Below are 19,657 nucleotides of genomic sequence, written 5' to 3'. Positions count from 1 at the left end.
GGCGTCATGCGCATCATCGAGGCGACGCTCACTCCGCTGCACCTCACGCTGGTCCACCCCCTGAAGACGGCGAGGGGCTCCTACGCCACGCGCGACGGGTTCCTCGTGCGGCTGCGGGACGAAGAAGGCCACGTGGGGCAGGGTGAAGCCATGCCCCTGCCCGAGTTCGGCACGGAGTCCCTGGCCATGACGCACACGGTGCTGCGCGCGTGGCTGAGCTCGCTCCGGGGGCAGACGCTGGAGGACAGCATCGAGGGCGTGGAGGCCACGCTCGTCCCGTCCGCCAGCGAGGAGGTGCGCCAGCGCGGCGCGCGGATCCGAGGCATTGATCCGGAGGAGCCCGTCCCCGCCGCGCAGCATGGCCTGGAGCTGGCGCTGCTGGATCTGGTGGCCCAGCGCAAGGGCGTGCCCCTGTGCTGGCTGCTCGCGGAGGAGGCGCGGCAGGAGGTCCTGGTGAACGCGCTGCTGAGCGCGGAGGAGCCGGAGGCGCTGGCCCAGGAGGCGCGAGCGGCCGTGGAGGAGGGCTATCAGACGCTGAAGGTGAAGGTCGCGGGCCGCTCGCTGGACGCGGACGAGGCGCGGGTCCGGGCCGTGCGCGACGCGGTGGGGCCGCGCGTGCGCCTGCGTCTGGACGCGAACGGCGGCTGGACGGAGCCCGAAGCCAACCGCGCCCTGGATCGGCTGGGCTGGTACGACCTGGAGCTGGTGGAGCAGCCCACGCCTCCGGAGGACCTGCAGGCGCTGTGGCGGGTGCAGCGCCGCGCCCCGTGCATCATCGCCGCGGACGAGACGCTCGCCACGCCCGCCGCGGTGCGCACGCTCCTCACGATGGACCTGGGCGGCGGGCCGGCCGTGGGCGCGGTGGTGATCAAGCCGATGGTGCTCGGAGGGCTGCTGCCCTCCATGGTGGTGGCGCTGCGAGCGGCCCGCCTGGGCATGCACGCGTACGTCACCAGCTCCATCGACGGCGTGGTGGCCCGGGCAGGCGCCGCGCACCTGGCCTCCGCGCTGCCGTCAGGAGAGCTGGCCTCCGGCCTGGCCGTGGGACGGCTCTTCGCGGACGAGCCCAAGGATCATCCCTATCAACCCCAGCAGGGACTCGTGCGGCTGCGCGACATGCCCGGGCTGGGATTGAACCCGGACCTCATCTGGGACCGCTAGGCCGGGAGCCGCGGCCGTTCCACGCACGGAGCTGCATGGCCATGATCTACGACTGCCCCATCCGCGGAGGCGCGCGGCAGCATCCCCATGCGGAGGCGCTGCGCTTCACGGGTCAGACCTGGACCTACCGCGCGCTGGACGAAGAGGTGACGCGCTGGACGCAGGCCCTGTCCGCGCGAGGCATCTCACAGGGTGACCGCGTGGCGCTGCTCTCCACGAGCCACCCGGCGGTGACCTTCCTCTTCTGGGCGCTGGGCCGCCTGGGCGCGATCTTCGCGCCGCTCAACGCCCGGCTCACACCGGCGGAGCTGCGGCCCCTGCTGGAGGACGTCGAGCCCCGGCTCACGCTGGCGCTCGGTGCCCTGCGCGACAGGCTCCCGGAGGCGGAGCCCCTGGAGTCCTTCCCCGACGGCGTGACGGGGGACTCCGTGCCCGAGCGCGCCTGGGACGCGGACACCTCCCGGGTCATCCTCTTCACCAGCGGGACGACAGGCCGGCCCAAGGGGGCCGTCCTCACGGAAGGCGCCTTCCGCGCCTCATGCCGCGCCTCCGCGGCGAACCTGGGCGCGCACCCCGCGCCGCGCTGGCTGGGCACGCTGCCCCTGTTCCACGTCGGGGGCCTGGCCATGCTCACGCGCACCGCCTACGAAGGCGGCTGCCTCCTCCTGCACGAGCGCTTCGACGCGGACGCCGTCAACCACGCCATCGACACGGAGGGCGCGTCCCACGCCAGCTTCGTCGCCACCACGCTGGAGCGGGTGCTGGACGCGCGGAGGGATCGCCGGCTGCCCTCGACCTTCCAGTGCGCGCTCATCGGCGGAGGTCCCGTCCCCACGGCCCTGCTCACCCGGGCACGGGCCGCGGGACTCCTGGCCCTCCAGACCTACGGCCTCACCGAGGCCTGCTCCCAGGTCACCACCGAGCGCCCCTCGGAAGCGGATGGCCGCACCGCGGGGCCGCCCCTGCCAGGGCTCGAGGTCCGCATCGTCGGGACCGACGGCGCGGCGCTCGGTGAAGGACACGAAGGGGACGTGGAGGTCCGCGGCCCCACGCTCATGGCCCGCTACTGGCGCCAGCGCGAGGCCACGCGCGACGCCTTCCATGACGGCTGGCTGCGCACCCGCGACGTGGGCGTCCTGGACGCGAAGGGGCGCCTCACCCTCCTGTCGCGCCGCACGGACCTCATCGTGCGGGGAGGGGAGAACCTCTACCCGGCCGAGATCGAAGCCGTCCTCGCCAACCACCCGGCCATCCTGGAGTCCGCCGTCGTCGGCGTGCCGGAGCCCCAGTGGGGCGAGGTCCCCGTCGCCTTCGTCGTCCTGCGCCCCGGCCACGCCCTCCCCGAGGACCTGGACGCCTGGTGCCGCCAGTCGCTGGCGCGCTTCAAGGTGCCCACCCGCTTTGTTGCAATTGAAACATTGCCTCGGAACGCCATGAGCAAGGTGGAGCGCCCCGTCCTAAGGGAACGCGCCCGGTCTCATCCCCCGTATCAGCCAGGGTCCTAGCAACCCTGTTTTCCTGATGGGTGGGGTTCACAGGACTCGCTGAGAAGACCTGTCAGGTCGGGTTATATAATATTCCGTTGTGGGGGGATCCTGAGAGGAAGCTCACGGTGAGTACCGCAGTGGAAGCAGTGAAGGTGGAAGGGCAGTCCGAGGCGATCCACATCGACACGCACGCCGGCAACGCCGCTGGCGCGATGAAGTGCCCCCATCTGGGCGCCCAGTACAACCCGTTCGCGGGGCCGCACGTCGAGGACCCACATCCGTTCTACGCGCAACTGAGGCGGGACGCGCCCGTCAGCTACAACCCCATGCTGGGGATGTGGCTGGTGAGCCGTTACGAGGACATCTGCCACGTGCTGAAGGATCCGGCGCGCTACTCGTCGGCGGACCTGGGCAACATGGGCTCCGTGCTGTCCCCGGCGACGCTCGCGGTGCTCGCCGAGGGCTATCCCCTGGCGGACAGCCTGATCAACTCGGATCCGCCCGCGCACACCCGGCTGCGCAAGCTGCTGGGGCGCGGCTTCTCCGCCCAGCGCATCTCCGCGCAGGAAGCCCCCATCCGCGCCGTCTCCGAGGAGCTCATCCAGGCCTTCGCGCGCAAGGGACACGCGGACCTGGTGACGGAGTTCGCGTACCCGCTGCCCGTGCGGGTCATCCTGGGCATGGCGGGCGTGCCCCAGGAGGACATGGCGGACATCAAGCGCTGGTGTGACGACTTCTTCCGGATGATCTTCACCCGCGTCCCCGCGGAGGAGCAGCCGCCGCTCGCCCGGAGCTGGGTCACCTTCCAGCACTACGTCGCCCGCCTCATCCGCGACCGCACGGACGAACCGCGCGACGACCTGATCAGCTACCTGGTCACCACCGACGCGGACGGCGAAGCGCTCACGCTGCCGGAGCTGATCATCGCCATCGCCGGGAGCATGCTGGCGGCGGGCCACGAAACGACCACCGCGCTGCTCGCCCAGTGCTGGAAGCAGGCCCTGCTCCAGCCCGGCCTCTGGCAGCGGCTGCGCGAGGACCGCTCGCTGGTGCCGCACCTCATCGAGGAGACGCTGCGCTTCGACTCCGTGGCGCACGGGATGATCCGCACCACCCTGGAGGACGTGGAGCTCGCGGGCGTCGCGCTGCCCAAGGGCTCGCGGCTGCTCCTGCTCTACGCGTCCGGCAGCCGTGACGCCGCGCTGCTCGCGGACGGCGACCACTTCGACATCTCCCGGCACCACCCGACGCACCTGGGCTTCGGCCGGGGCATCCACTTCTGCATCGGGGCGCCGCTCGCGCGGCTGGAGGCGCTCATCGCCACCAACCTGCTGCTGGATCAGCTCCCGGACCTGAAGCTGGAGGAGAACCCGGACTTCGGCCACACGCAGTCGCTGACCATCCGCACCATCCAGCACCTGCGCGTGAACTGGACCCCCGCCGGGACCTGAACGCCGCCCGCCCGGCTCCCGCCCCGCCCGTGGTGCCCCCACGGACGGGCCGGGTGCTTCATCCGCGGCTCAGCACTCCGACGCGGGGTGCCCCCAGGGGTTGCTGCGCGGATACTGGCGCAGCAGCGTGCACAGGCGGTGCGCGGCGACCATCGTCGCGGACGGCCGCGGCGGCTCGGCGTGCATCGCTGTCTGGCCCAACCGGGCCGCCTGCAGTGCCAGCGCGTGCTGGACTTCGGGAGACCAGCGCTTGAATTCAAGCCATTCCATGAGCCTGCTCCTCGTTGAAGGAGCGGCCATTGAACCCACTTCAAACCTGGAAATCACGACGCCCCGCGTCGGCCCGGGGCGTCAGTGACCTCCTGCTGACAGCCCACTCAGGCTTTCGAGGGGGTGGCGGGTCGGCCAATGAGCATCATCAGGCCGAAGGGGTTCCCCGGGTTGGTGAGCCGGTCGATGTCCCAGACGTAGTCGTCGCTCAGGCCGTGCGTGAGTTCGCGCATCTCCTCCACGGAGTACGTGCGCAGACAGGACACCACGCCGTCGAACGCCGCCGCGATGGGGATGAGCGGCATGAGGTAGGTGAGGGCGAGCCTGTCCGCGCGCACGGGGCGGATGAACGGCGTCGTCAGCGGCACGTTGATCAGCGCCGCCGCCGTCATCGCGATGGCCGGCCCGCGCCGCTCCACCAGTTCCATGATGGCGATGCCCCGGCGTTGGGCCACGGCGTCCGCCAGCACCTTGCGCGCCATGTCCGGCGGCAGGTGGTGGAACGAATTGCACATGATGCGGAAGCCCTTGTACGTCGCGGGCACCGCCGTCGCGTCCACCGGCGTCGTCACATAGTCGATGCGGCCGGGGTTCGCCGCCTTCGCCTTCTCGAACGCGGAGACCTCCGGGTACAGGTCCGTCAGCAGCGCCGTCGCCTGGTAGCCCTCCTGCGTCTCCAGCATCTCCAGCAGCTTCGGCACCGGCCCCGCGCTGCCGGACGCCATGTCCAGCAACTGCGTCTCGCCCATCGCCGCCATCGCGCCCTTGAGCCGCTTCACGAACTCCGAATAGCGGTCATCCGACAGGCTCCACACGTACGCGAGGAAGTCCGTCACCCCCCGGCGCAGCACCTTCGGGAACCAGGGCTGATCCTCCAATTCAAAAAGTTGCAGTCTGGGCATAATCGCTGGGCGCTCCAAGGGGCTCAGGGGGGAGACAACTCCCGCACTGTCCCGCAGTCCCGCGCGACGTACAAGGGGCGCCTTCCAGGGCCATCCGCACACATCCGCAGTGCGGGGGATCCCAACAAACCCTTCATTTCCTGCCGCCGCCACGAAACTTTGAAGCCTTGCAGGAAAACACTGCACGAAAGGCAGACATCCGAGCCACGGGATGATCCGCCGCCGCAAGGTTTCTGAAGGGGTGCGTTTGATTATCAGGCAGTCGGAGTGACGCCGGCCGGGTGTTTCTGACTCGGGGGCGGGCAACCCGGAACGCGCTGAAACAGCGTATCCAGAGTGGGGTTGCCGGAGTTTATAGGTATTATTACTTACGACCGAGGGGGGCTTCGGTCGTCCGGTCGCTCGGTTCAACGCGGATAGCTGGCACACAACGGGAGGGAGTAATGGCTCCGGAATCTGTTGATGTGATCGTCGTCGGAAGCGGCCCGGTGGGTGCCATGGCGGCCAACCTGCTTGGCCAGTACGGCCTGCGCACCGTGGTCATCGAGAAGGAGACCACCGCGCACACCCAGTCCCGCGCCATCAACGCGGACGACGAAGCGCAGCGCATCTTCCAGGCCGCGGGTCTCACGGGCGAGCTGGGGCCGGGCTTCCACCCGTGCCTGAAGATGACCTACGTGGATGACGAGATGCGGATGCTCGCCGAGGTGGACTTCACCAAGGTGGAGCGCCCCAACGGCCACTACATCGGCGCGCTCTTCAACCAGCCCCGGCTGGAGGCCTCGCTGCACCGCGGCCTGGAGCGCTTCGCGCACGTCACCATGTGGCGCGGCCACGAGGTCGAATCCTTCATGCAGGACGACGACGGCGTGTCCGTGCGCGTGAAGGACAACGTCGCCGGCCGCACCATGACGGTGCGCGCGCGCTACCTGCTCGCGTGCGACGGCGCCAAGAGCGGCATCCGCCGCCGGCTGGGCCTGAAGCTGGAGGGCACCACGGCGCTGGAGCACGCGCTGGCCATCTCCGTGGAGACGCAGTCGTCCGCGCCGGACTTCACCTACTACCCCTGCGGCCCGGAGCGCGTGGGCATCGTGACGCGCACCGCGCACGACGAGATGCGCTTCGACACGGTCATCAAGCCGGGGCAGGACCTGGAGCAGGTGAAGACGCCCGAGTACGTGCGGAGCATCATCGCCCCCTTCATCGACCCGGACACCGTGAAGGTGAAGAGCGTCAACCTCTACGCCTACCACAGCCGCATGGCGGAGAAGTGGCGCGTGGGCCGGGTGTTCCTGCTCGGAGACGCGGCGCACCTGATGCCGCCGTTCCTGGGCCAGGGCCTGTGCTCCGGCCTGCGCGACGCGGCGAACCTCACCTGGAAGCTGGCGCACGTGCTGGGCGGCGCGGCGGACGCGTCGCTGCTGGACACCTATGAGGTGGAGCGCCGGCCGCACGCCGCGGAGATGATGCGGCTGTCGGACTCGCTGGGCTCGATGCTGGCGTCCGGCGGCCCGTTCATGGCCCGCGCGCGCAACGCCTTCATCAAGCTGCTGTACCGCATGCCCGTCACCGGCCCCTTCATCCGCGAGTACAAGATGAAGCCGAACCTCTTCCACGCGGAGGGGTTCCTCTTCGGCGGCAAGCGCGGCAAGTCCAAGCAGGCGGCGGAGGGCGCCTACTTCCCGCAGCCGCGCGTGGAGCACGGCGAGGAAGGGGAGCGCCCGCTGGATGACATCATCGGCCAGCGCTTCGCGGTGCTGACGCGGCCGGGTGCGCCGGCGGAGGTCCAGCAGGCCGCCAGGACGCTGGCGGAGGACATCGGCGGCGTGTGGCTGTCCGTGGCGCCGGCGGCGCGCTCCGGCGCGGGCCGCTCCGGCGAGGTGGTGGACCTGGAGGGCAAGCTGGGCGAGTGGTTCGCCCAGCACGGCTCGGACCTGGTCGTCCTGCGCCCGGACCGCTACGTCTACGCGGCCACGAACAGCGCGGGCGTCGCGCAGGTCCACGCTTCGCTGAAGCAGGCCATCCGCCCGCTCACCCGCTGGGGTAACCGCAACTCCCGGCGGGCGGCGCAGCTCGGGGCCTGATGCTTCTTCAGGCGGCGGCGGACTGGAGCAACTGCTTCGCCTTCGCCATGCAGTCGCCGTAGAAGCGCAGGTAGATGTCCAGGGCACGGGCGCCCGTCTTCGCGATGGTCGCCGCGTGCTCGGGCTTCTGGCCCAGCAGCTTGTTGAGCATGACCTCGTTGAGCGCCGTGTGGCCCACGTCCAGCTCCACGTGCTCCTTGATGAACGACAGCGAGTTCATCACGTCCGGGCCCAGCACGCGCTTGCACTGCTCGATGAGCCGGGGCGCGAACACCACCGACAGGTTTTCAATCTCGTACTCGATGGCGACCTGGCCGCCCGGCATGGGGCCCGCGATGGTCTCCTCGTGGATCTCCCGGTACTCCTGCATGGCCCGGGTGGGGGCCTGCGCCATCAGGGCCTCCGCGTCCAGCTTGGGGAAGCGGCGCGCGTTCCAGCCCGCCACCAGGTTCTTCGTGTCCTCCACCATCATCAGGTGGTGACCGGCCTCGTGCTTGGCGTGGGTGATCAGCTTCTCGCCCACGTCCACCATCCCCGCCTTCACGCACGCCTCACCGGCGCGGCGGATCCACCCGTCCACGGGCTCCGTCATGTAGACGCCCAGGGCACACAACTGGATGAGGAAGGCCTCCAGCAGGGCGGGCTCCACGTTGGGGTCCAGCAGCGTCGTCACGTGGGGGCCGGTCGCCAGCAGGTTGCGGACGTCGGTGACGTGGGGGAGGTACTGCTCTTCGACGAGGGGCTTGTTCATGGGGGGGATCCTCAACGGGAGTGGGCACCACGGCGCCCGATGGTGAGTTCGCTGATGTGCTCCAGGAAGTCCGGGACGAGCTTGGCGGAGATGATCCACAGGTAGGGATCCGGCCCGTCGTGCAGGCCGCACTCCTGCACGTAGTCGCCGCCCTCGTCCTCGCGCAGGTAGAGGAAGGAGGGGCGGTTGCGCGCGGCGTACCAGCGGCGGGCCGCGTCCAGGAGCGCCGAGTACGCGCGCGTCCCGTCTCCCAGCAGGGAGAACAGGCGCGTGTTGTCCAGCAGGCGGAAGAGGTTCGCGCCCAACTGGCCCAGCTCCACCACGGCGGCGGCGTGGGGGACGCCGTCGCGGCGGGCGACCAGGACGGTGCGCTCGCGCTCCATGCCGAAGCTCTTCCACTTCGCCGTCACCGGACCCATGTCCAGCCGGTCGCGGGTGAGGTCCAACGACTGCACGTAGCACTCGGGGAACTGCTGCGCGATGGTCGCCGCCAGCAGGCTCAGCTCGCTCGCGGTGGCGGGGCCCACCGTGTACGGGTGCACGCGGCCGGTCAGCTCGTTGCTGAAGGCCTTCATCTTCTGGATCTTCCGCGTGTAGGCCAGGGGAGAGCCGGCCTCCATCTGGCGCTGCGCGTACTTCACGTGCGCCTTGTTGATCCACGGGTTGAGCGCCTCCACGTAGGCCACCACCCAGTGGAAGTCCGGGTCGCTCTGCGGGTGCTCGAAGGTGCGCAGGTAGAGGTCGCGCATGATGGCGCCCGCCTCCTTCAACCCCTCCGGCGGCTTGCCGGGCCGCTTCGCCACCTGGTGGCCCAGCCACGCGTTGCGGTACGGCTTGGTGAAGGACAGCGTCGCTTCAATGCCGCGCTCGGACGGCCACACCGCGTTGCAGAACAACTGCGGCACCTCCGCGGCGCGCTTCGCGAGCGACGCGAAGTTCTGCTTCAGCTCCTCGAACTCCGCCGGGGTGCTGCCACCCAGGCTGAAGAAGCCGGAGCGGTTGAACAGATCCCAGAGCTGATCCACCAGGCCCTCGCTGGTGCGGGTGGCGGGGGACAGCGTCTGCGACACGAAGCGCACCCAGCGCGCCTCGTCGGAGGAGTAGGGCAGCACGCTCAGGCCGCACAGCACGGTGCCGTCCGCGCGCAGGCTGCTGACGTAGCGGACCTCGCCGCGCACGCTGACGCGCTGGCCGTCGCCCAGCTCCAGTTCGATGAGGGGCGGCAGCAGGCCGGGGAAGAGCAGGTCCTGCGGCTGGCAGCGCATGCACAGGCCGGAGAAGGAGATGTCCAGCACCTCGCGGCGCAGCAGCCCCTGCTCCCGCCAGAGCGGGTGGTGGAACCGGGCGTGCACGCCATCGGGGGCGGGGACGCGGCGGTGCCAGCGGTGACGGATGCGGAACAGCTCCGCGGGCAGCGAGGTGAAGAGGCGGTCGCCCTCGGTCCGGCCCGTCTCCGCGCGCAGGCGGTAGGCGGAGTTGTAGCCGATGACGTCAATGTCGTACGCCGGCTCGCCGAAGTCCGGGGTGGACTCCTCCGTGCGCCACTCCAACTGCCCGGAAGAGGCGTGGAAGCGCTCCAGCACCATGCGCACCACCCGGCCCTGGCGGCGCAGCACGCCCTTGTTCCCGGACGCGCAGATGGCGGTGAAGATGGAGCGGATCCGCTCCGGGTCCGTGATGATGTCCTGCACGGGCAGCGCGGAGGCCGCCGGCACCGCCACGCCCTGGCGCAGCGCGTCCGCCAGGAAGCCCAGGATCTGCCGCCCCTGCTCCAGCGTCACGCCCACCAACTGCAGCCCCACCGGCGCGTTCGGGACGTCCATGTCCGTCCGGATGAAGGCGCCATTGAGTGGTCCAATCGTGGCGCCGTTGCACGCCAGGTACACGGGGAAGGTGCGCGACTCGGTCGTGTCCGCCAGCGGCTGCCGCGGGGCCACCCACACCACCGTCGGGGACAGCCGCGTCACGTCACCCAGCACCGCGTCCGGCCGGCCCACCGCGCAGGTGATGGCCGTGGGGCCGCTGCCGTGCAGCGAGTAACCCGAGTCATCCAGGGCGGCTTCAGCGGGGGGAAGGGGAATCACGTTGTGCAGCGCGTCGCCACTGCCGAATTCGATCGCATGCCGGAACTTCGAGGACGCCGGGAAGCCTCCATCCATCGTCAGGACTCCCCTCTTGCGGGCAGCGCTACCATTCGTGGTCGGCGATGTTGCGAGCACAACACTTCCTCCCTGATTCACTGGAGACGCTGACGGCTCTGGATTCTGGGAGGACATATTGGAGATCTCGGCCGTAACAGTCAAATCGAATTTATATGCCTGGGCTGTTTTTCCGCCGGACCCCCTGACTCACCCTGGGTCGTGATTGACCGTGGATATAAGGGTTTTCCGAGGAGTGATACGGACCCAGCGTGCGCATTCTTACCAGCAAAGTGGCGCAGAGCTGTAACCCTCCTTCACATGGAAAAGCGGGCGAGACCCGGGGCTGACGGGCAATGGACCGTGTCAGGGGTGGCCGTTAAGGTCGGGTGCTTCTGGGCAGGGGAAGGGAGCCGCGAATGAGCGCAGCGCTGGATGTGGTGGGGTTGCCAGGGGGCGCGGGAGCCTTCCCTGGTGGACAGGGGCTCGAGCCCGTGGACCTTCCGGAAGTCTTCCAGGTGGACGTGTCGCGGTGTGTGCGCGACGTGCTGCAGTTGCTCCGCGCGACACGCCGGCTGCACGACGTGGAGGTGGCGCTGGAGCTCCCCGAGGACCCGGTGATGGCCCGGGTCAGCGGGCGCCGCGTGGAGCAGGTCCTGCTGCTGCTGGTCGCCCACGCCGCGGACATGGCCCCGCCACAGGCCCCCGCCGTGCGGGTGGTGGTGGATCCGCCGGACGACTTCGGGGACGAGGGCCCCCGCTTCCAGGTGGTGATGCCGGGCGTGAGCCTCTCCGAGCGGGAGACGCATTCGGTGGTGCTGTCGCCCCTGCGGGTGGGCAGCCCCCAGCGCAAGCTGGCCCGGGCCCGGGAGCTGGTGGATTCCATGGGCGGTGAGTTCGCGCTGGAGCGGCTGGACGGAGGGACGGCGGTGCGCGTCCAGTTGCCGGCGCCCGGGCTCGCGAGCTTCTAGCCCCGGTCCAAATCCGGAATAACGATCCTGCTTCCGGACCATTGGCTGCGATAAGCGCGGCACGCCCTGGGTGCGTCCAACCCAGGGGGACGTGCGGCCAAACTCCTTGACGACCGGGGGCGGGTTCCGGACTATCCGCCGCCTCTCAATACCCCGGTCTCAATCAGGAGTTTGCGTTCATGGCGCCTCCCTCTGGCGAGAAGATCACCCTGCAGAACGGCAAGCTGACCGTTCCGAACAACCCGATCATCCCCTACATCGAGGGCGACGGCACCGGCCGCGACATCTGGAAGGCCTCGCAGGCCGTGTTCGACGCGGCGGTGGAGAAGGCGTACGGCGGCAAGAAGAAGATCTCCTGGTACGAGGTGCTGGCCGGCGAGAAGTCCTTCAAGCAGGTGAACAACTGGCTGCCGGACGAGACGGTCGCCGCGTTCCGCGAGTACCTGGTGGGCATCAAGGGCCCGCTGACGACGCCGGTGGGCGGTGGCATCCGCTCCCTGAACGTGGCGCTGCGCCAGATGCTGGACCTGTACGTCTGCCTGCGCCCCGTGCGCTACTTCAAGGGCGTGCCCTCTCCGGTGAAGCAGCCAGACAAGGTGGACATGGTCATCTTCCGTGAGAACACGGAGGACATCTACGCGGGCATCGAGTTCGAGGCCGGCACCGCGCAGGCGGAGAAGTTCCTGGGCTGGCTGAAGCAGGAGTTCCCCAAGGAGGCGGGCAAGATCCGCTTCCCCGCGAACGTGGGCATCGGCATCAAGCCCGTGTCGAAGGAAGGCACGGAGCGCCTGGTGCGCGCGGCCATCCAGTACGCGGTGGACCTGAAGCGCAAGAGCGTCACCCTGGTCCACAAGGGCAACATCATGAAGTTCACCGAGGGCGCGTTCCGCAAGTGGGGCTACGACCTCGCGGCGCGTGAGTTCGGTGACAAGGTCTACACCTGGGATCAGTGGGAGGCCACCAAGGCCGCCAAGGGCGAGGACGCCGCCAACGCCGAGCAGAAGGCCGCGGTGTCCGCCGGGAAGATCATCGTCAAGGACTCCATCGCGGACATCACCCTGCAGCAGGTGCTGACCCGTCCGGACGAGTTCGACGTCATCGCCACGCTCAACCTCAACGGCGACTACCTGTCGGACGCGCTCGCGGCGCAGGTGGGCGGCATCGGCATCGCGCCGGGCGGCAACATCAACTACGTCTCCGGCCACGCCGTCTTCGAGGCCACCCACGGCACCGCGCCGAAGTACGCGGACCTGGACAAGGTGAACCCGGGCTCCGTCATCCTCTCCGGTGAGATGATGCTGCGCCACATGGGCTGGCACGAGGCCGCGGACCTGATCATCAAGGGCATGGACAAGGCCATCGCGGCGCGCACCGTGACGTACGACTTCGCGCGCCTGATGAAGCTGGAGACGAAGGAGACCGTGTCCGAGGTGAAGTGCTCGGAGTTCGGTCAGGCCATCATCAAGCACATGTAGTCCCCACCCCAAAGCAGGAGGGCGAAACCATGGCTCACAAGAAGAAGAAGATCGGCCTCATTGGCGGCGGTCAGATCGGCGGCAACCTGGCGCTGCTGGCGGTCCAGAAGAACCTGGGCGACGTGGTGCTGTACGACATCCCGGCCGCCGAGGGTCTGGTCAAGGGCAAGGCGCTGGACATCAACCAGTTGTCCGCGGTGGACGGCTACGACTGCCGCGTCACCGGCTCCACGGACTGGAAGGACGTCGCGGGCTCGGACGTGATCATCATCACGGCCGGCGTGCCCCGGAAGCCCGGCATGTCCCGCGAGGACCTGCTGGACGTCAACCTGAAGATCATGAAGGACGTGGCGGGCAACATCAAGCAGCACGCCCCGGACGCCTTCGTCATCAACGTGGCCAACCCGCTGGACGCGATGGTGTTCGCGCTCCACAAGATCGCCGGCCTGAAGGACAACATGGTCGTGGGCATGGCGGGCGTGCTGGACACCAGCCGCTTCAAGTGCTTCGTGGCCGAGGCCCTGGGCGTGTCCATCCGTGACGTGGAGGCGCTCGTCCTCGGCGGCCACGGCGACGACATGGTCCCGCTCGTGCGCCACAGCACCGTGGGCGGCGTGCCCCTGACCCAGCTCATCGCCAAGGACAAGCTGGACGCCATCATCGACCGCACCCGCAAGGGCGGCGCGGAGCTGGTGGGCCTGTACAAGACGGGCAGCGCCTACTTCGCCCCGGCGTCCTCCTCCATCGCCATGGCGGAGAGCTTCCTCTTCGACCGCAAGCGCGTGCTGCCGGCCGCCGCCCTGCTCAAGGGCCAGTACGGCATCAAGGACTTCTTCTTCGGCGTCCCCGCGCAGATCGGCGCGAACGGCGTGGAGAAGATCATCGAGGTCGAGCTGAACGACGCGGAGAAGGCCGAGCTGAACAAGTCCTTCACCTCCGTGAAGGGCACCGTCGAGCTCGTGAAGCTGTAGTCCCCGGCACGTCGGCCGGGCCCGCCGGAAGCTTGCTGGCGGGCCCGCCTGATGCCGTGAATGATCCGGGCTTATCGCCCGGCGCACCGTCGTTGCGGCGGTATTTTTCCAAGTTAACTAGCGTGTTGGACTGTACCTGGCACGGGTGCGGGGCAGCGTCGCGAAGCAGGACTTCAGCGGCCCCCCGTGAAGGCACCCCCCCGGCAGCCGGTGCTCAAGGAGACGATGATGGCGGCAGCAGCGCGATTCACGGTGGTGGGCGGCGGTCTGGCCGGGCTGATGACGACGATCAAGCTGGCGGAGGCGGGTCACCAGGTGGACGTGCTCTCGCTCGTCCCCGTCAAACGCTCGCACTCCGTCTGCGCCCAGGGCGGCATCAACGGCGCGGTGAACACGAAGGGTGAGGGCGACCACCCGGACATCCACGTGAAGGACACGCTGCGCGGCGGCGACTTCCTCGCGGAGCAGGTGTCCGTGAAGGGCATGTGCTACGCGGCGCCCGGCATCATCTACCTGCTGGACCGCATGGGCGTGACGTTCAACCGCACGCCGGAAGGCCTGCTGGACTTCCGCCGCTTCGGCGGCACCCTGCACAACCGCACCGCGTTCGCGGGCGCCACCACCGGCCAGCAGTTGCTCTACGCGCTGGACGAGCAGGTCCGCCGCTACGAGGCGGAGGGCAAGGTCACCAAGTACGAGTACTGGGAGTGGCTGGGCACGGTGAAGGACGAGTCCGGCCGCTGCATCGGCAGCGTGGCCATGGACCTGCGCACCATGGAGATCCGCACCTTCCCGGCGGAGGCGGTGTGCCTGGCCACGGGCGGCCCCGGCATCGTCTTCGGGCGCTCCACCAACTCCATCATCAACACCGGCACCGCCGCGGGCCGCGCGTACATGGAAGGCGCGCTGTACGCCAACGGCGAGTTCATCCAGGTGCACCCCACCTCCATCCCGGGCGAGGACAAGCTGCGCCTGATGAGCGAGTCCGTGCGCGGCGAGGGCGGCCGCGTCTGGGTGCCCCGGAAGAAGGGTGACACGCGCAACCCCCGGGAGATCCCGGAGAGCGAGCGCTGGTACTTCCTGGAAGAGAAGTACCCCAAGTACAAGAACCTGGTGCCGCGCGACGTGGCCACGCGCGAGATCTTCATGGTCTGCCGCGACCTGGGCATGGGCCTGAACGGGCGCGACGGCGTGTACCTGGACGTGACGCACATCCCGGCCAAGACGCTCGACGCGAAGATCAAGGGCGTGATGGAGATCTACGAGAAGTTCGTCGGAGATGATCCGCGCCACACGCCCATGGTCATCTTCCCGGGCATGCACTACTCGATGGGCGGCCTGCACGTCTCCTTCGAGGCCGACCCGCGCACCCAGACGCCGCTGGACGGCAGCCCGGTGAACCAGAGCACGCGCATCCCGGGCCTGTACGCGGCCGGCGAGGCGGACTACGCCTTCCACGGCGCGAACCGCCTGGGCGCCAACTCGCTCCTGTCCTGCATCTACTCCGGCATGATCGGCGGCCCGGCGATGGCGTCCTTCGCCAAGAACCAGACGACGAGCGCCGCGGCGATGCCGGAGAAGTACTTCGCGGACGCGAAGAAGTACTGGCAGGACCGCTTCGCCACCATCAAGGCGATGAACGGGCAGGAGAACCCGTACCAGATCGCCAAGGAGCTGGGCGAGGTGATGACGGAGAACTGCACCGTCGTCCGCTACAACGACCGCCTGAAGAAGACCATCGAGCGCGTGCGCGAGCTGAAGGACCGCTGGAGCCGCGTCAACGTGCTGGACACCGGCGTGGTCGCCAACCGCGCGCTGTCGTACACCAACCAGGTGTGGAACATGCTGGAGCTGGGCGAAGTGATCGCCACCAGCGCGCTCCTGCGCGACGAGAGCCGCGGCGCCCACTACAAGCCGGACTTCTCCCTGCCGGAGCCCAAGACGAAGGATCCGCGCGAGGATCCGCAGTGGATGGACCTGTGGCGCCAGCGCCACGAGAAGTGGGCGAAGACGACCATCGCCACCTACGCCGCCCAGGGCCCGCAGATCTCCTACCAGGACCTGCCCACGCCGGTGCTGGAGCCCGAGCCCCGCTGGTACGCGTAAGGGCGTTCGTTTGCTTTCCGGGCCCGCGCGCGGTGAGGCGCGGGTTTCCGCCACCTGATCTGGCAGTGAAGGGAAGGGCAGCCGCACCATGGACACCGCACAGGCGAGCGCCGTCAGCTCCAAGACCATCTCCTTCCGCATCTGGCGGCAGGATGATCCGAACAAGCCGGGCCACTTCGAGGAGTTCAAGGTTCCCTATACGAAGGGCGCCAACGTCATCTCCTGCCTGATGGAGATCCAGCGCAACCCCGTCACCGTGGAGGGCAAGAAGGTGGCCCCCGTGGTGTGGGACTCCGCGTGCCTCGAGGAGGTGTGCGGGAGCTGCGCCATGAACATCAACGGCCGGGTGCGCATGGCGTGCTCCGCCCTGGTGGACAAGCTCCAGCAGCCCATCACCCTGGAGCCCATGAAGAAGTTCCCGGTGGTGCGCGACCTCACCGTGGACCGCGACCGGATGTTCGAGTCGCTCAAGCGCGTGAAGGGCTGGGTCCCCGTCGACGGCACGTACAACCTGGGCCCCGGCCCGCGCCAGTCGCAGAAGGATCAGTCCGTGATGTACGTGCTGTCCACGTGCATCACCTGCGGAAGCTGCCTGGAGGCGTGCCCCCAGGTGACGTTGGACAACGACTTCATCGGCGCCGCCCCCATCAGCCAGGCCCGCCTGTTCAACATGCACCCCACGGGCAAGCTGAACGCGGAGGAGCGCACGCGCGCCCTCATGGGCCCCGGCGGCATCCAGGACTGCGGCAAGGCGCAGAATTGCGTGAAGGTCTGCCCGAAGGAGATCCCCCTCACGACCTCCATCGCGGTGATGAACCGCGAGGTCAGCAAGCTGATCATCAAGGACATCTTCTTCAAGGAAGAGGAGCAGAAGGCCTCCGCCGGTCCGGGTTGACCCTCTCGGACGCTCTCCTGGCTTGCTCGCGGCCCCGTGCCTGCGCCCCTTGTCTCTGGGGCGCCGGGCGGGGCCGTGTCCGTTAGGGTGAAGGCCGCCTCATCCGCCCGGACACCGGGTGTTATTGGTGAGAGGCGGAGCCTGTGTCCCGTCGCGACGCTGGAGGCCAAACGGCCTTGCCATCCGTCGTTTTCTGCGCAATGAGGGCCCGCGTTGACGCCCCGTGTAGGGGCTGTCCTCGTCTCCCCTCGTCCCACCCGGAGATTCGATGAAGATCCACGAGTACCAGGGCAAGGAACTCTTCCGGAAGTATGGCGTGCCCACGCCGCGCGGCATCCTCGCGCTCTCTCCCAACGAGGCGGAGGCCGCGGCGAAGGAGCTGGCCACGCCCGTCGTCGTCGTGAAGGCGCAGATCCACGCGGGCGGCCGCGGCAAGGGCGGCGGCGTGAAGCTGGCCAAGAGCCCCGCGGAGGCCAAGGAGCTCACCCAGCACATGCTGGGCATGATGCTCAAGACCATCCAGACCGGCCCGGAAGGGCAGAAGGTCAACAAGGTCTACATCGAAGAGGGGCTGGACATCGGCCAGGAGCTGTACCTGGGCGTGACGCTCGACCGCGCCACCAGCCGCATCACCTTCATGGCGTCCACCGAGGGCGGCGTGGAGATTGAAGAAGTGGCGGAGAAGCACCCGGAGAAGATCCTCCGCGCCGTCGTGGACCCCGCGATCGGCTTCGCGGACTTCCAGGGCCGCGAGCTGGCCTTCGGGCTGGGCCTGACGGGCCCCACGGTGAACAAGTTCGTCCAGTTCTGCAGCGCGCTCTACAAGATGTACGTGGAGACGGACGCGTCGCTCGTGGAGATCAACCCGCTGGTCATCCGCAAGAGCGGCGGCGTGGTGGCGCTCGACGCGAAGGTGAACTTCGACGAGAACGCGCTCTACCGGCACAAGGACCTGCTGGAGTACCGCGACCTGGCGGAGGAGGAGCCCCGCGAGACGCAGGCCAAGGAGTACGACCTGGCCTACATCGCGCTGGACGGCAACATCGGCTGCATGGTGAACGGCGCGGGTCTGGCCATGGCCACCATGGACACCATCAAGCTGGTGGGCGGCAACCCGGCCAACTTCCTGGACGTGGGCGGCGGCGCGAGCAAGGAGAAGGTGACGGCGGCCTTCAAGCTCATCCTCGCGGATCCGCAGGTCAAGGCGGTGCTCGTCAACATCTTCGGCGGCATCATGAAGTGTGACGTCATCGCGGAAGGCATCATCGCGGCGGCGAAGGAAGTGCAGTTGAAGATCCCGCTCGTCGTGCGCCTGGAAGGCACCAACGTGGAGCAGGGCAAGGAGCTGCTCCGCAACTCGGGCCTCGCCATCACCCCCGCGGACAACCTGCGCCAGGCGGCCGAGAAGGCCGTGGCGGCCATCAAGTAGGGCCTTCGCCCCCTCTTACCTGAAAGATCGCCATGAGCATCCTCGTCAACGAGAACACGAAGGTCCTCGTCCAGGGCATCACCGGTTCGGCGGGCTCGTTCCACGCCAAGCAGATGCTGGAGTACGGGACGAAGATTGTGGGCGGTGTCACGCCGGGCAAGGGCGGCACCTCCTTCGAGGGCAAGGTTCCCGTGTTCAACACGGTCGCCGACGCGGTGAAGCAGGCGGGCGCGAACACGTCCGTCATCTTCGTGCCGCCGCCCTTCGCCGCGGACTCCATCATGGAGGCCGCGGACGCCGGCATCTCCCTCATCATCACCATCACCGAGGGCATCCCGGTCAACGACATGGTGCGCGCCAAGCGCTACCTGCAGGGCAAGCCGGGCGTGCGCCTCATCGGCCCGAACTGCCCGGGCGTCATCACCCCCGGCGCCAAGTGCAAGATCGGCATCATGCCGGGCCACATCCACAAGCCGGGCCGCATCGGCGTGGTGTCCCGCTCCGGCACGCTGACCTACGAGGCCGTGCACCAGCTCACGCAGTTGGGCCTGGGCCAGTCCACCGCGGTGGGTATCGGCGGCGACCCGGTCAACGGCACCAACTTCGTGGACGTGCTGAAGCTCTTCCAGGCCGACCCGGAGACGGACGCCGTCATCATGATCGGTGAGATCGGCGGCAGCGCGGAGGAAGAGGGCGCCGAGTACGTCAAGCGCGAGTTCACCAAGCCGATCGCCGGCTTCATCGCCGGTCAGTCCGCGCCCCCGGGCAAGCGCATGGGCCACGCGGGCGCCATCATCTCCGGCGGCAAGGGCACGGCCTCGGAGAAGATCAAGGCGATGGAGGGCGCGGGCATCCTGATGGCCGCCAGCCCCGCCGAGCTGGGCACCACGCTGCAGGCGGCCGTCAAGCGCGGCCCGCCGAAGCGCTGAGCCGAACCTTTCACACGACCCACACACGAGGAGCCAAACACCATGGCCATCGAGCGCACGCTGTCCATCATCAAGCCCGACGGAGTGAAGAACAACCACGTCGGCGAGATCATCGCCCGGTTCGAGAAGGCGGGCCTGAAGCCCGTCGCCATCCGCCGGCAGCAGCTCTCCCAGGCGGAGGCCGAGGGCTTCTACGCCGTCCACAAGGCCCGGCCGTTCTTCAAGGACCTGGTGTCCTTCATGATCTCCGGCCCGGTGGTCCTGATGGCCCTGGAGGGTGAGAACGCCGTCCAGAAGAACCGCGACCTGATGGGCGCCACGGATCCGAAGAAGGCCGACAAGGGCACCATCCGCGCGGACTTCGCCCAGAGCATCGACGCGAACACGGTCCACGGCTCGGACAGCCTGGAGAACGCGAAGAACGAGGTCGCGTACTTCTTCCGCGAGACCGAAATCCACGGCTGAGCAGCCTCCAGCCTGGTGACAGCGGCCCGGTGTCCACGCCCCACGCGGCGCGGACCCGGGCCGTCGTCATTTCCGGAGCTCCGCGCTGCCTTCCCGGGCACCCGGACTCGAAGGGGCCGGCAGGGAAGGGGGCGGGCACTCCTTTGACTTGCCGTGCCTTCTTGTGGGAAGC

The 19,657-nt window shown here is 68.7% G+C and carries 16 protein-coding genes; 12 read left to right on the top strand and 4 right to left on the bottom strand.

Going from position 1 to position 19,657, the window contains the following annotated elements; genetic code table 11:
- Nucleotides 1-6: 6 nt before the first annotated feature.
- The 3 genes from menC (at nucleotide 7) to K8612_RS15880 (ending at nucleotide 4,099) form a co-directional block, all read left to right on the top strand.
- Entirely contained in the window at nucleotides 7-1,161 is a 1,155-nt protein-coding gene (menC, locus tag K8612_RS15890) for an o-succinylbenzoate synthase (protein WP_223762861.1), read from the top strand.
- 41 nt (nucleotides 1,162-1,202) lie between these two features.
- Complete coding sequence (gene menE / locus K8612_RS15885) at nucleotides 1,203-2,666, top strand: o-succinylbenzoate--CoA ligase (RefSeq protein WP_223763027.1); 1,464 nt, start codon at nucleotides 1,203-1,205, stop codon at nucleotides 2,664-2,666.
- Nucleotides 2,667-2,773: 107 nt separating this feature from the next.
- Nucleotides 2,774-4,099, top strand: a complete 1,326-nt coding sequence (locus K8612_RS15880) for a cytochrome P450 (RefSeq protein ID WP_223762860.1) — start codon at nucleotides 2,774-2,776, stop codon at nucleotides 4,097-4,099.
- 69 nt (nucleotides 4,100-4,168) lie between these two features.
- Here K8612_RS15880 and K8612_RS15875 read toward each other — a convergent pair whose 3' ends face one another.
- Nucleotides 4,169-4,369, bottom strand: coding sequence for a hypothetical protein (locus K8612_RS15875; RefSeq protein WP_120619305.1), 201 nt, complete (start codon nucleotides 4,367-4,369; stop codon nucleotides 4,169-4,171).
- Nucleotides 4,370-4,476: 107 nt separating this feature from the next.
- On the bottom strand, nucleotides 4,477-5,271 hold the full coding sequence (locus tag K8612_RS15870; RefSeq protein ID WP_223738142.1) for a hypothetical protein: 795 nt from the start codon (nucleotides 5,269-5,271) through the stop codon (nucleotides 4,477-4,479).
- Between the two features lie 443 nt (nucleotides 5,272-5,714).
- Here K8612_RS15870 and K8612_RS15865 point away from each other — a divergent pair, with 443 nt between their 5' ends.
- Nucleotides 5,715-7,355 carry a bifunctional 3-(3-hydroxy-phenyl)propionate/3-hydroxycinnamic acid hydroxylase gene (locus K8612_RS15865; protein ID WP_223762859.1) on the top strand — a complete coding sequence of 547 codons (1,641 nt, stop codon included), beginning with the start codon at nucleotides 5,715-5,717 and terminating at the stop codon, nucleotides 7,353-7,355.
- Nucleotides 7,356-7,362: 7 nt separating this feature from the next.
- On the opposite strand, the gene K8612_RS15860 is transcribed toward K8612_RS15865, so the two are convergent.
- Both K8612_RS15860 and K8612_RS15855 read right to left on the bottom strand, forming a co-directional pair.
- On the bottom strand, nucleotides 7,363-8,106 hold the full coding sequence (locus K8612_RS15860; RefSeq protein WP_223738144.1) for an iron-containing redox enzyme family protein: 744 nt from the start codon (nucleotides 8,104-8,106) through the stop codon (nucleotides 7,363-7,365).
- A gap of 11 nt (nucleotides 8,107-8,117) precedes the next feature.
- Nucleotides 8,118-10,265, bottom strand: coding sequence for a hypothetical protein (locus tag K8612_RS15855; RefSeq protein ID WP_223738145.1), 2,148 nt, complete (start codon nucleotides 10,263-10,265; stop codon nucleotides 8,118-8,120).
- Between the two features lie 398 nt (nucleotides 10,266-10,663).
- On the opposite strand from K8612_RS15855, the gene K8612_RS15850 reads away from it, so the two are divergent.
- The 8 genes from K8612_RS15850 to ndk all read left to right on the top strand — a co-directional run bounded on the left by K8612_RS15850 (nucleotide 10,664) and on the right by ndk (nucleotide 19,485).
- A complete protein-coding gene (locus tag K8612_RS15850; protein WP_223762858.1) occupies nucleotides 10,664-11,215 on the top strand; it encodes a sensor histidine kinase in 552 nt (183 codons plus the stop codon).
- A gap of 179 nt (nucleotides 11,216-11,394) precedes the next feature.
- Nucleotides 11,395-12,690 carry an NADP-dependent isocitrate dehydrogenase gene (gene icd / locus K8612_RS15845; RefSeq protein WP_223738147.1) on the top strand — a complete coding sequence of 432 codons (1,296 nt, stop codon included), beginning with the start codon at nucleotides 11,395-11,397 and terminating at the stop codon, nucleotides 12,688-12,690.
- Nucleotides 12,691-12,719: 29 nt separating this feature from the next.
- Nucleotides 12,720-13,661, top strand: coding sequence for a malate dehydrogenase (mdh, locus tag K8612_RS15840; protein WP_223738148.1), 942 nt, complete (start codon nucleotides 12,720-12,722; stop codon nucleotides 13,659-13,661).
- Nucleotides 13,662-13,889: 228 nt separating this feature from the next.
- Nucleotides 13,890-15,767, top strand: a complete 1,878-nt coding sequence (gene sdhA / locus K8612_RS15835; RefSeq protein WP_306799659.1) for a succinate dehydrogenase flavoprotein subunit — start codon at nucleotides 13,890-13,892, stop codon at nucleotides 15,765-15,767.
- 88 nt (nucleotides 15,768-15,855) lie between these two features.
- Complete coding sequence (sdhB, locus tag K8612_RS15830) at nucleotides 15,856-16,662, top strand: succinate dehydrogenase iron-sulfur subunit (protein ID WP_223738150.1); 807 nt, start codon at nucleotides 15,856-15,858, stop codon at nucleotides 16,660-16,662.
- A gap of 268 nt (nucleotides 16,663-16,930) precedes the next feature.
- Nucleotides 16,931-18,091 carry an ADP-forming succinate--CoA ligase subunit beta gene (gene sucC / locus K8612_RS15825; RefSeq protein WP_223738151.1) on the top strand — a complete coding sequence of 387 codons (1,161 nt, stop codon included), beginning with the start codon at nucleotides 16,931-16,933 and terminating at the stop codon, nucleotides 18,089-18,091.
- Nucleotides 18,092-18,123: 32 nt separating this feature from the next.
- Complete coding sequence (gene sucD / locus K8612_RS15820; RefSeq protein ID WP_120546388.1) at nucleotides 18,124-19,020, top strand: succinate--CoA ligase subunit alpha; 897 nt, start codon at nucleotides 18,124-18,126, stop codon at nucleotides 19,018-19,020.
- A 42-nt stretch (nucleotides 19,021-19,062) separates the two neighbouring features.
- Complete coding sequence (gene ndk / locus K8612_RS15815) at nucleotides 19,063-19,485, top strand: nucleoside-diphosphate kinase (protein ID WP_120546387.1); 423 nt, start codon at nucleotides 19,063-19,065, stop codon at nucleotides 19,483-19,485.
- Nucleotides 19,486-19,657 lie beyond the last annotated feature (172 nt).

Origin of the sequence: Corallococcus sp. AS-1-6 (genome assembly GCF_020037015.1) — a bacterium.
Classification (GTDB): domain Bacteria; phylum Myxococcota; class Myxococcia; order Myxococcales; family Myxococcaceae; genus Corallococcus.
Note: the sequence above shows the minus strand (reverse complement) of the source record. Positions and strands in the feature narration are given on the sequence as shown.